We start from the raw sequence: 11,933 nt of genomic DNA, 5'->3' as shown, positions 1-11,933 counted from the left end.
GAACGAAAAACTGCGTCTCCAGACACGACGCTGCTATAGTACCAACTGAACCGATTTACATACTGATCGCACAGCTGTCGTGCGATCAGATGTGCATTGACTTTCAGTGGCTACTATGGCTTACCGATCGCGGCCCCGAACTGCCCACAGGGCAGCAAGCAGCGCGATCACCGCAGCGGCGATTCCGGCTTCGAAGCCGGGGATCGCCGACTCAGACGCCGGTTGTTGGGTGACAGTTACCCCCTCGAGCGAAGACACCTCAGCAGTGAACTGATATGTCGACCCCGATTCACCAGTTACTGCGGTCTCGGATTCGACCCAGTCTCCATCGTCTGCCTCGTAGAGTGTGATGTCTTCGGGACTGAGTCCCTGCTGCTCGAGGTACTCTGCTTCAACGCTGAACGTGATCGTCGCCGAAGCGTCCTGTGTGGACTCGCCAGTCATCGTCAGATATGATAGCGATTCGACATCATCGGGTGCGTCTGGCAAGCCGTCGGGCTGTCGGTCTTCGAACGTAATCGACCCACTGTCCTCGACGCCGGCCAGTTCGACCGTTTCGAACGTGACGTTAGCATCGGTTCCAGCTGTCGGCTGCAGCGCGATTCGGTCATCGGCCGACGCACCCTGGATGTTCGCGGTCGTTCCGTCGTCAGTTCGGTCGTACGAGACCGATGGTGTGTCACACGTCCCGGTCCGGATCGTTACTGGCTCCTCGAGCGATGGAAGCTCTGTGCGGTCGGGATCGTCAGCATTGCCGGAGAGCACTTCCCAGTCTTCGATCACACCGTCGCCGTGGAACTCGGGATCGTACAGGTCCTCGTTATCGTAGTGCTCTGCCTCCTCGTTGAACGCTGGCTGAATCGTCACCGCGAACTCGTCGTTGAGGCCGCCCTGAATTGCACCGCCATCGGTTCTGGCCTCGCTCCAGATCCAGGACGCGGAGGCCCAGCCGTCGCCGCTATCCCATGTTGCCATGTTCGTTTCACCGTCGTAGAGGTCGTCCTGGACGACCCATTCTGCCTCGGATGGCAGGCCAGCAATATCGAACGTAACGGCGCCGCCCTCGGTATCGCCATCGACCTGATCGTGGACCATGACGAGGCTCAGTCCGTCGGTCCCTTCGTGCAAGAAGAGGAGACTCGTATCGTCTTCCTGGAGGTGTTCGGTCCCGTAGGAGCTGTACATTCGATCCACGTCCTCTGGATGTGTTTCGTGGTTTCGGTAGTCGTAGAACGACTCGACCGTGCCGTTGGTCGACAGCGGTTCAATTGGGTAACAGGATTCGCCCTGCTCGACGACGTAGCTGTCAGTTGGTGTGCTCGCCGTCGCAGCTGTATTTGCGCCAGAAAGCTGCACGAAACCGCCGACACCGCTGAGGACGAGGAGTAACGCGACGGCGACAGCAGCCAGTGAGTTCGTGTTCATTGTTGCCCTCCAACACTTTCCGTGTGAACTGTCTCCGGTGTTCTGTCGATCGAGCGTTCTGTCGTCTGCGCGTGTAGTCCTTGCTCAGCTTCACACTCGAGTTCTTTACAGAACGCACCAGGTGAGCCGACCCATGCACCGAGCTCCTGGGCTCGGTGGACCAGCCAGCGATAGAGTTTGCGGTGGCCGGGGAACTCCTGTTCGTTGAAATAGCGTGGATGCCAGAGAACGGTCATGACGGCGTCGTTTTCCGCGGCTTCCGTCAGCAACTGTTCACAGGTCCGGCGGGCTTCCTCGAAACTCGTTCCTGGATCCGGAAGCGCCTGGTCCATGATCGTCAGTGGGAAGACGAGAAATTCGTCGTCGAACGGTCGGAGTGGGCGGTAGCTGCCGTGGAAGCCACACTCTGTTGTCGAGCCGAGACTCGTGTCGTAGTCGAGACCGATCTCGCGATGGTGGCGCCACGTGTCGGGGACGGTGAGCCGAAGGTGGTGCTGTCGACCACCGGTGACGGGCCTGCCGAGCACGTTCTCGAGGGCATGTTTCTCCTCGCGCAGCCGGTCTGGATCGTCTGGCGAGTGATAGGAGCCGTGGAGCCCGACCTCCCAGCCGCCGGCATCGAGTGCTTTGATGACGCTGGCGATCTCATTGGCAGTGATATCGTATCGACCGAGGTGTTGTACCCAGTTCGACGGCGACAGCCAGTCGCTGGCTGGGCGGTCGGTTAGTAAGTGCTGTTCGTTCAGAAAGTAAAACGCGGAGCGGACGCCCAGTTCTGCCTCGAGTTGCATGATCTCGCCGAACTGCCAGTACGGGTTCGACGAGGAGAGCGCCGTCCGGAGGTGGTACTCGGGTCGTTCCTGGGTTGCGTAGTACAGCGACCGGAGTCCCTTGTACGGCCGATCAACGTCGTGAGTCAGACACAGCCCGAACTCGGCGTCTCCGGGGAGCGCGTCGACGCGTGAGAGCTGTAGATCCGAACTCTCGTCCTCGGATGGCGGCATCACGTTTCGCCCACGGCCGTCGATTACTGGGCTCGAGTCGGGGTGCCAACTCGAGCGGTCCGCCTCGCTGCTCATTCGCTCACCCACCGGTCGGTCCCGGTCGTATCGAATGCGACGCCGCCGACAGCGGGGTCGTTCGACACCACGTCTCGTTGCCGCGACCCCGCGGCCGGTTCCGACGGATTCCGTCGGGCAGCTCTTGAGAGCCGATCGATCCGAATCGTGTCACTCATTACATCTTCAGTATCACTGGAACGAATACGATAGTAAACGACGACATTATGGATTTATTGGATGTCCATAACTGCGGACTGGTGGCTGTTTCAGCTCATCGAACAGTGTGCCTCGAGTCCGTCTCGAACGCTACTCTCGTCGCTCAGAGCGCCGTTCAGACTGATCACGACTCGGGAGCGCCCCGATGATGAGCCGTTTGCCGGCCAGCACACAGTCCCGAAGCACGGGGGCACCGTCTGCAAGCCAGACGAGGGCTGCGACCATCGCGAGACCGAGTTGGAGCCACATATACGTCGATAGCTCGCCCGCCAGCAGGTCCTGCTGGTACCGGCTAAACAGCCGCGTGAACTCGTTGAGAAATCCGTGACTGTGGTCGTTTGTTCCGACCGTTTCGACTGGCCAGAGCATCAACTCGATGTTTATTTGTCCGCCCCGGAGATAGCCATCGAGCACGTCCGATGGGAGGTGAAGCAGGTAGCCGAGACCGAACGCAACCCCTGTTGGTGTCCGACCGACCGACCGAGCCAGAAGCCCGACCACGATCGCAAGCGGGACCGCAAAGAAGATCGAATGCCCGAGCGCATACCCCGTCTGGAACACGCCGAACTCCCAGGCGAGCGGTTTATCGATGAGATCTGGGAGGACCGAGGCGAAGACGGCTGCAAACGCCGCAAGGGCAGTCGGCGGCTCTCGGTAATAGAGCCGACTGAACAGTGAGTAGGCGAGATAGCCGACGATCGCATGCTCCCATGGCCACATCGGGCGAAGAAAGCTGCGTTGACGGGTTAGTTATAGGCGGAGTAACTGCTGCCTTCCTCGAGAGCGGTCAGTCAGCGCAGTCAACCTGTCGTTCGAGCTGACTCACGATCCGAACCGCTGCGTTTCCACTCCCATAGAGGTCGGGTTTTGCCGGCGGATCGGCGGCGGCACGAACGGCGTCGACGATCTGTTCTCTCTCTGCGCCAACGAGTGTGTTCCATCCTGCGTCGATCGTCTCGATCCACTCCGTCGTTTCGCGGAGGGTCACGCAGGGCGTATCCAGATAGAACGCCTCTTTCTGAACGCCACCGGAGTCCGTTGCGACGCAGGCGGCCCCTTCCACGAGTTTGATGAACTGCCCGTAGTTGACGGGGTCGATAATGCGGGTTGCGGCTGTTGCCCGTTCCCAAAGTCCGTACTCGTTCAGTGCGGCAACCGTCCGCGGATGTGCGGGGAAAATGACTGGAACGCTGAGCTGTTCGAACGCGTCGATGATCGCTGCAAGCCGATCTCGGGTGTCCGTATTCTTGGCGCGGTGGACTGTCGCAAGCACGTACTCGTCGGGAACGGTGAACTCGTCGAACTCGCTCTCACAGAGCTCGTCTCGAATCTGCAAGAGCGTATCGTACATAACGTCTCCCGAGATGAACACACCCTCGGTAATCCCTTCCTGCTCGAGGGTGTCCTTTGCGTGGCTACCTGGCGCAAAGAGGAGGTCCGAGCAGTGGTCAGTAATCCGTCGATTGACTTCTTCGGGCATTGACCAATCGTGTGATCGTAACCCTGCTTCGACGTGGGCAAGCGTCGGTGACGACTTTGCTGCCACGAGCGCGCCCGCGAGCGTTGAGTTGGTATCCCCGTAGACGAGCACGACATCTGGCGACTCGTCGTCGACGATCTGTTCTAACTCGGTCATCATTGCCGCGGTCTGTCGGGCGTGGGTGTCAGAGCCGATTCCGAGATGGAAATCAGGCTCTGGAAGGGCGAGTTCGTCGAAAAACACCTCGGAGAGTTCGGCATCGTAGTGCTGGCCGGTATGGACCATGATCTCTTCGTGGTCGTCTTGGAGTTGCTGTGAGACGGCGGCAGCCTTGACGAACTGTGGTCTGGCACCGACGACCGACAGGACGTCCATCAGCTTGCCACCTCATTCGATCGTTCGGCCTCTGTTTCGGTAGTGAGTTTCTCATCTGTCGACGTCCTGTATGGCTTGTTCTCGCGTTCCTTGTTGGATGCCGCCCTCGGGGTAGAGCGGCGTCTTTGCCGGCTGTGTCCGAGCGAACGGGTGTTGTGACTGTGACTTCGATCCATGCGCTATTTGACCGTCTAAGCCCGCTACAGACACGCTATTAGTAAATAATCGTATAACGGAAACTCCGTCTCCGGATAGAGAGTAGCAGACTGATAATTCTGCAACTGATCAAACTGTTGTCCGCGAATGCTGGAACAACGTCTCCCTTCTACGGGCAGCGTAGTCTCCCTGACTTCTCCGTAGTTGGGCTGGCGATCGCCTCTCTGCTCTCTTGGACTCGGTTCTACGGGGATCTGTCTCTGCAAAGCGCGTCGTGGAAGCAGGACGCTCTACTCTCACGGAGCGAACGGCGCAAGCCGTGAGCGAGTAGGGTAGGGTCGCTCACAGAGCACTGCTATAAAAATCAAGACGCAGGCTACTGTTCATGGAGCGCGGAATATCGGGTCGAGATACCGTTTCGGTCTCGAACCGAGTCGACGCGTCTGTCGAGCCCATGTCCTCGCCGTTGATACGTTATCATCACGCTCAATAGACACAGTCGTGGGGGGTTCGGACCGGTCGGAACGTCTGTGCGTGGGTGACGAGGAGACGGTGGAGCCGATAAGCGCAAGGACACCAACCGCTGCGCTTGCGATGCCAAACAGGGTCTTGTATCGTTTCATTGGCCTCATCTCGTGGGTCGTATGCTCGAAAACGCCGTTTTCGTGCATCCGAGATGGGTGAGCACGTTCGGCGGCTCAGCATACGTATGAAAACCGGACATCATCCGGATGTTTAATTATAGGCACAGTTACATCTGGAGGGGACCGATTACCCGTCGGTCGATGCTGTGCCGTCGACGCGCTCGCTGTGTGTCACTGCACACCGCATCGAACCGACGCCGTGCGATAGGTCTCAGTCGTTTCAGCTGCCAGTATCGCAGACGTACAACTTGTCATCGGTGTCCGCCAAACTGTTTCGCTGAAAAAGAGGGTGCGAAGCGGAGTGAGCGAGTAGGGTGAGGATACAGCGTTCACCAACACCGTACTGCCGCCACAGCGATGTACTTCGACGTAATCGGAGTCGTCATCGACGTCCACAGAACGATCGGACACTGTCGCGCTGTTTCAGACCATTTCAGCTGGCCCTTATTCCATGTAGCCGAGTCCCTTCAGTCGGTCCTCGACGTCGGTGAAGTCGTCGTCGACCTCCTCGTCGTGATCCGTCTGCGACACACCGGTTCGTTTGACCTTGGTTCCTGCAGGCGTGCTGTCTTCGTCGAAAGCGTCGAACAGCACCCGCCCGTCGGCGTTTTTCGGAACCGGTTCGCCGATGCCGTGGAGCAGGGTCGGAGCGATGTCGACGACGCGTGCACCCCGAAGCACTGCGTTGGCGTCGATTGATGGCCCACGGCAGAGCACGATTCCCTCCTTGAGGTGGCTTGCAGCGTACGTCCCAGTTTCGCCGGTTGGCTCGCCGGTGAGTGCGTTGCGTGCCTCGTAGACGCCGTGGCCGTTGACGACCAAATCCGGCGACCCATCGTCAGTGGGAAACAGTTCGTCGCCGTCGAAGACGTCGAGCATCGGCTGGCCGTCGTCGTCGGTAACCGATTCGAACAGGTCTGTCAGTTCGTCTTTGATCGCTGGAATCTGGCTTGGATCGACGACACCACTGTCAAACCGTTCTGTATCGTTGATATAACAACAGCCAGCACCGTGGACGAACGCGACGGTACGATCGTAGTCGACGTCGTACAGCGCATGATCGCCCGGAATCTGTTCGGCGACGCTATCGACGAGCGCTCGAGGGAGCGTCGAGACGATCATCTCTTCGGAGATCCCAATTCGATCGAGTGCGTCCGTGATCCGATCCCGCGAGATGCCCAGGCTCGCGAGTGCGCCGCGGGTGCCATCGTCTTCTTCCCTGAACAGATACCCCTCCCGCTCGAGATAGTGGTTGACGTACACTAACTCCTCGATCGGGCCGAATCCATGGTCGGAGACGACGTAGAGGTCGGCATCGTGACGATCCGTATACTCCATCACCTCGCCCAGGATCTTATCGAGTTGCTTGTAGTGGTTGAGGATTCGGTCTTTGTCCCAGATGAGATGCTGGAATCGGTCGGGAGCGGTGTAAACGAAAAAGAACAGCCCCCAGTCGTCGCCTGCTTCGTCCATCTGGAGCTGCATGAGTTTGCGGCGATTCGCGAGCATGTCGTCGACGGCCAGTTCGAACTCGTCGAGACGATCGGCGTAGTCGGGATAATCGAGGCTGATCTCGTAGTTGGGGATTTGTGACTTGATTGCGGACTTGAGTTCGGGGGGATGGGTGTACTCCTTCTCAGTCGACGGTGTCATCATTCCCGTTACCATCGTGCCGTCGATCTCCTGGGCTGGATACGTCATCGGGACGTTGCCGACGTGGGCGGGCGTGACCTGCTCCCAGAGCGTCGGCTGCTTGATATCGTGACTCGTGTACATCTCGTGGGAGTACCCCGACGAGAGGTTCTGGAAGCCATAACAGCCATGCTTATCCGGCCAGACACCCGTCGCGATCGAGGGCCATGCCAGTGGCGTCGTTGCGGGCTGGGTGCTCTCGAGGGTTCCGGATGCGCCCTCGTCGCGCATTCGAGCGAAGTTCGGGAGTTCACCCTCCTCGCTCCATTGTTCGATGAGTCTCCACGGTACGCCGTCGAATCCGAGCACAAACGCTCGCTCGGCTGTCGAAGAGGACCTGCTCATGATTGGTTATTGAGACGTCAGAGACGTCCGCTGTCCTGCAGATGATGAGATGACCGCTTTGTTATGGGGAGATTTCACGACCCTGTGGGCCGGTGAGTCGCCGATTTAGTCGATCTACTGCCGAAATTCACGATATAGTGTACGACGGTCCCTGTCGGTCGTACTGTCGGGCTACAGAGGCCGTTACAGAAGCTATCAGTACAGAAAGGTAACCCATAACAAAACCGTCCCTTGGATAGCATCGATCTATGAGCCACATGCGATGGCTGTCCGCTGGTGGTGGACGCCGTGGGTAGCGTCGTTCTGTCACTCGATGCTGAGCTTGGCTGGGGGTTTCACGACCTCGTGGACCCACCGACTGAGCGGGTTGAATCCGGTCGACGCGGCTGGAACGCGATGCTCGAGTTGCTCGAGGAGTTCGACATTCCGGCGACGTGGGCCGTCGTTGGCCACCTCATGCTCGATTCCTGTGACGGCAGACATGCCGACCATCCAGCCCCTGAGGGCTGGTTCGAACGCGAACGCGGCGAGTGGCAGGACCGCGAAGATCTTCGTTTCGGTCCCGACCTCGTCAGCGATCTCCTCGAATCCGACGTTGACCACGAGTTCGCGAGCCATACGTTCTCTCACGTCCTCTTTGGCCATCCCGAGACGGATCGAGAACTGGCTGTTGCCGAACTCGAGTGCAGCACGGCGATTGCTGAGGAGTGGGGGTGTTCGTTCGAGTCGTTCATTTACCCGCGAAACGAGGTTGGTCACCGGGATGTCCTCGCGGAGTACGGTGTCTCCGCGTACCGGGGCTGGACGCCAAACCGGGAAGGTGTCCGTGCCGTGTTCGACTCGATGGTTCGTGATCGTTCGTTGCTGGTCGAGCCCTATATCGATGAACACGGACTCGTGAACGTGCCAGCGTCGCTGTTTCTCTTTGGCTTCGAGGGCTCAGCCCGGAGCATTGCGGAGTCGATCTGGACGGATCCGATGGTTGCGCTGGCTCGCCGCGGCATCGATGAGGCCGCGACCAGTGACGAGACGTTCCACATGTGGCTGCATCCGAACAACCTGACGACCGAACGGGATGACCAGCGCATGCGGGCGATCCTCTCGTATCTCGACCGTCGTCGATCGGAATCTGACCTGACGGTCGAAACGATGGCTGATGTGGCACAACGGGTTCGGCACTCACGTGGGATCGATGGAACACCGACCCGTGTCGACACGCAGGCGAAAGCGAGCTGGAACTGATTTTCGCCCCTGATACCGTCGGTTTCGGCACACGGGCGTTGCTTGACCGATCGGAGAGTCCAGACGCTGTCTTTCGGTCTGCTGGACCGTATGGGAGCAGGCCACACAGCAAACGTACGAAGGGACGTGCTACACCTGTGGATATGAAAGCGATAACAAAGCCCGCTCCCGGTCCGGTCTGGAGCAGATGCCACCAACACTTCTCGGCCGATGGACCGACTCGAGTGCGCTCTCGATTGGCGTACTCGGTGTCGGAAATATCGGCATGGTACACCTGAAATCGGCAGTTGCGATGCCGGACGTCGACGTCGTCGCGGCTGCTGATGCGCTCCCGGCGAATCGTGACCGGGCCGAACGCGCTGGTGTGGCCCGAACGTACGACGATTACACGACGCTGCTCGATGCAGAGGATCTCGATGCGGCAGTGGTCGCGTTGCCTCCGTTTCTCCACGCTGACGCTGTCGAGCGTGCCGCCGAGGCTGGTGTCGACGTTTTCGTAGAGAAACCGCTTGCCCGCTCGACTGACGAAGCCGACGAGATGCTCGAGACGGCTCGCGAGGCGGGTATCGCCGTCGGCGTCGACCACACGCTTCGCTACCAGCCTGACATGGCGGGCGTCAAGGCTGACTACGATGATGGCACTGTTGGCCACGTCCCCTACGCCTCTATTACGCGGCTCAACGACCATCCACTCGGTCGGCCACCCGCAGACGACGCGCCGCCGGAGTGGCCGCTTGATCCCGATGCTGCTGGCGGCGGCTCGCTGGTCGAACTCGGTGTCCACTGTTTCGACGTCCTCGAGTGGCTCTTTGGCGACCTCGAGGTTCGGGACGCGGCGATGGGTCAGAGTCTGAATATTCCTGCCGAAGACGCTGCGACGGTGTTGCTCCAGGCTCCGGAGACGGGAACGACGATCACGCTCCACTGTGGGACCTACCAGTGGGAACAGCTTCCGGAAGTCAATACGCGATTACGGCTCGAGGGAATTACGGGCACGATCAGCAATCAAGACCATCTGCCCGAGAACTTCTATGCGAGTGCGGCGACGTCCGCGCTTTCGAACGTTGCGAGCCGCTTTACTGGCAGCGAGCCGGACGTCTTCGGCCCGACGTTCTACCTGCAGGCCCATTACGACGCGCTGGCTGACTTCTGTGACGCCGTTCGTGAGGGCGAGACGCCACCGGTCGATGGTGCCGACGGCCGGCGAACGATCGAACTCGCCGAGACCGCCTACGAACTGGCTGCAGCGGCCGAGGGCGACACGCTCGAGGCGCCGGAGGTGACGCTGTGACCGTTCGCGCCGCCACCGTCGACCTCCCCGAGCGACGGGGCGGGTGGACGACCGATATGGACCGACGGCTGGCGACACTCGAGTCGCCGGTTCGATCCGTCCTCGAGCCGTACGCTGACTCGCTTCCGGCCGCCGACCGAATCACGCTCGCCCCCGACGCCCACTATCCGTTCCATCCGTCAACAGGGATCGTTACCGACCCCGCCGTCGTCGGCTCGGCCGCAGCCGTGTTGCAGGCTCAAACCGGGGCCGACATCACCGTCGCCGGGGCGACCGACGACAACATCGCGTTCGATCGCGCTGCCAGCTATCTTGGCTATCCGTCCGTCCTCGAGCGGTTCGGTGTCGAACTCGTCGACCTCGCCGACGAGCCCCGGCGGGACCGCGTCGTCTCGGTTGCAGACCAGCAGCTCTCGGTGTCTGTCCCGGAGCGACTCCTCGAGAGCACTGTGATCGCCGTCCCGACGCTCCGTCCCACCCGTGACGGTTCCGTCGCGGGCGGGATGCGAACGCTTGGGAGACTCGTCACGAGCGTTGCAGATGCCGATCAGACGGCTGTTGGTGCAACACGAGCCATCGAGCCCGCGTTCACCCTGCTTGATGCGACGACCGCCTACGGCGGCGATCCGATCGCGGCTGACACACTGTTTGCGGGACCGACACCCCAGATCGATGCCCTCGCCGCATCGCTGTTCGGTCGCTCGCCCGAGACAGATCCGGTGTGCAGACAGACAGCCGGTGACGACGATTCTTCGATCACCGTCGAAAGCGTGACGGGTGACCCCGCCGATCTCACGTCGCTTCGACGCCGGCTCTCTGATGGCGAGTTGCCACCGCCGGATGACACCCATCCAGCTGTCTCGACTGCCTACCGACTGTACGCGGCGGTGGCCGGTGACGCCGTCCCACCACAGCTGGAGCAACGCCGATGACCGGCCACACTGCAGCCGTCACCGGCGCGACGGGCTTTCTCGGCTCGCGGCTCTGTGAGCGCTTGCTCGAGGACGGGTGGAACGTTCGCGGCCTCAGTCGGCCGACGTCGGATCGTGGCGACCTCGAGGGCGTCGACTGGCACGTCGGCGATCTGTTCGATGACGAGACGCTTCGATCGCTGGTCGACGGTGTCGACGTGGTCTTCCACCTCGCTGGCGTCAGTCTCTGGAACGCCAGCCCCGAGACGGTCGAACGGGTCAACGTCGACGGGACTCGGAACGTCATCGAGGCCTGTCGCGACCGCGGGGCCGGACGGCTCGTCTTTACGAGCACGGCTGGAACACGCCGTCCGCCAGACGATGTGATGGTCGCGGACGAAACGGACGTCGCGACCCCTGTTGGGGCCTACCAGCGTTCGAAAGCACAGGCGGAGCAATTGGTCGACCAGTACGCCGAGGCCGACTGCGACGCCGTCACCGTTCACCCGACGTCGATCTTCGGCCCCGGTGACGAGGCCTTTACCGCCCAACTGCTGTCGATGGGACTCGAGCCAACGATGCCTGCCTATCTCCCTGGTGGACTGAGCATCGTCGGTGTCTCGGACGTCGTCGATGGCCTGCTCGCGGCTGCCGAACACGGCACGAACGGCGAGCACTACATCCTTGGCGGCGAGAACCTCACCTACAATCAGGCCGTCTCACGGATCGCCAACGCCGTCGACGGCTCGCCGGCCCGAATCCGCGTTCCGGCGACGGCGATCCACGCTGCCGGGCCAGTTGCCGAAGCCGCGAGTTCCGTCGCTGGCGTCCGGATGTTTCCTTTCGACCGACAGATGGCCCAGCTTGCGACCCAGCGGCTGTTTTACTCCTCGAGGAAAGCCAGCGAAGAACTTGGGTACGAGTACCAGCCACTCGAGGACCATCTCCCCGAGACGATTGACTGGTATCGGTCAGAACACTAGCTGTTCAGTTTATTTTCATGAATTCGTTGAGAGCTTGATACCCCGCTCTACAGGCGGTTCAAGGCGAGTGCCTCGGGGCTTGACCCCGAGGGTGAAGCCGGCAACGCCTGAC

Annotated in this window: 10 protein-coding genes; 4 read left to right on the top strand and 6 right to left on the bottom strand. The window is 60.7% G+C overall.

Annotation, left to right across the window (positions count from 1 at the left end):
- Nucleotides 1–120: 120 nt before the first annotated feature.
- From DV706_RS19750 to DV706_RS19730, 6 genes are all read right to left on the bottom strand, one after another.
- Nucleotides 121–1,425 (bottom strand): PGF-pre-PGF domain-containing protein, encoded by a 1,305-nt coding sequence (locus DV706_RS19750; protein WP_006067283.1) that lies wholly within the window; start codon nucleotides 1,423–1,425, stop codon nucleotides 121–123.
- Nucleotides 1,422–2,429 (bottom strand): polysaccharide deacetylase family protein, encoded by a 1,008-nt coding sequence (locus tag DV706_RS19745; RefSeq protein WP_049889936.1) that lies wholly within the window; start codon nucleotides 2,427–2,429, stop codon nucleotides 1,422–1,424. Before DV706_RS19745 ends, DV706_RS19750 begins: the two co-directional genes overlap by 4 nt.
- Nucleotides 2,430–2,500: 71 nt before the next feature.
- A complete protein-coding gene (locus DV706_RS21575; RefSeq protein WP_161569823.1) occupies nucleotides 2,501–2,662 on the bottom strand; it encodes a hypothetical protein in 162 nt (53 codons plus the stop codon).
- A gap of 130 nt (nucleotides 2,663–2,792) precedes the next feature.
- The gene (locus tag DV706_RS19740; RefSeq protein WP_006067285.1) at nucleotides 2,793–3,422 is read right to left on the bottom strand and encodes a metal-dependent hydrolase; all 630 of its coding nucleotides are present in this window, start codon (nucleotides 3,420–3,422) and stop codon (nucleotides 2,793–2,795) included.
- 67 nt (nucleotides 3,423–3,489) lie between these two features.
- Complete coding sequence (wecB, locus tag DV706_RS19735) at nucleotides 3,490–4,557, bottom strand: non-hydrolyzing UDP-N-acetylglucosamine 2-epimerase (RefSeq protein ID WP_006067286.1); 1,068 nt, start codon at nucleotides 4,555–4,557, stop codon at nucleotides 3,490–3,492.
- A 1,244-nt stretch (nucleotides 4,558–5,801) separates the two neighbouring features.
- Nucleotides 5,802–7,394, bottom strand: a complete 1,593-nt coding sequence (locus DV706_RS19730) for an alkaline phosphatase family protein (RefSeq protein ID WP_049889933.1) — start codon at nucleotides 7,392–7,394, stop codon at nucleotides 5,802–5,804.
- Nucleotides 7,395–7,682: 288 nt separating this feature from the next.
- Between DV706_RS19730 and DV706_RS19725 the strand changes: the two genes are divergently transcribed.
- From DV706_RS19725 to DV706_RS19710, 4 genes are all read left to right on the top strand, one after another.
- Nucleotides 7,683–8,636 (top strand): polysaccharide deacetylase family protein, encoded by a 954-nt coding sequence (locus tag DV706_RS19725; protein ID WP_049889937.1) that lies wholly within the window; start codon nucleotides 7,683–7,685, stop codon nucleotides 8,634–8,636.
- Between the two features lie 187 nt (nucleotides 8,637–8,823).
- Nucleotides 8,824–9,927: a Gfo/Idh/MocA family protein gene (locus DV706_RS19720; protein ID WP_006067289.1), complete on the top strand. Its 1,104-nt coding sequence runs from the start codon at nucleotides 8,824–8,826 to the stop codon at nucleotides 9,925–9,927.
- Nucleotides 9,924–10,859 carry a DUF362 domain-containing protein gene (locus tag DV706_RS19715; protein ID WP_136351001.1) on the top strand — a complete coding sequence of 312 codons (936 nt, stop codon included), beginning with the start codon at nucleotides 9,924–9,926 and terminating at the stop codon, nucleotides 10,857–10,859. Before DV706_RS19720 ends, DV706_RS19715 begins: the two co-directional genes overlap by 4 nt.
- Nucleotides 10,856–11,821 (top strand): NAD-dependent epimerase/dehydratase family protein, encoded by a 966-nt coding sequence (locus DV706_RS19710; protein WP_006067292.1) that lies wholly within the window; start codon nucleotides 10,856–10,858, stop codon nucleotides 11,819–11,821. The genes DV706_RS19715 and DV706_RS19710 overlap by 4 nt, the downstream gene beginning before the upstream one ends.
- Nucleotides 11,822–11,933: the final 112 nt, after the last annotated feature.

This window comes from Natronorubrum bangense, from assembly GCF_004799645.1.
Classification (GTDB): domain Archaea; phylum Halobacteriota; class Halobacteria; order Halobacteriales; family Natrialbaceae; genus Natronorubrum; species Natronorubrum bangense.
This window is presented reverse-complemented; position numbering and strand designations above follow the sequence as displayed.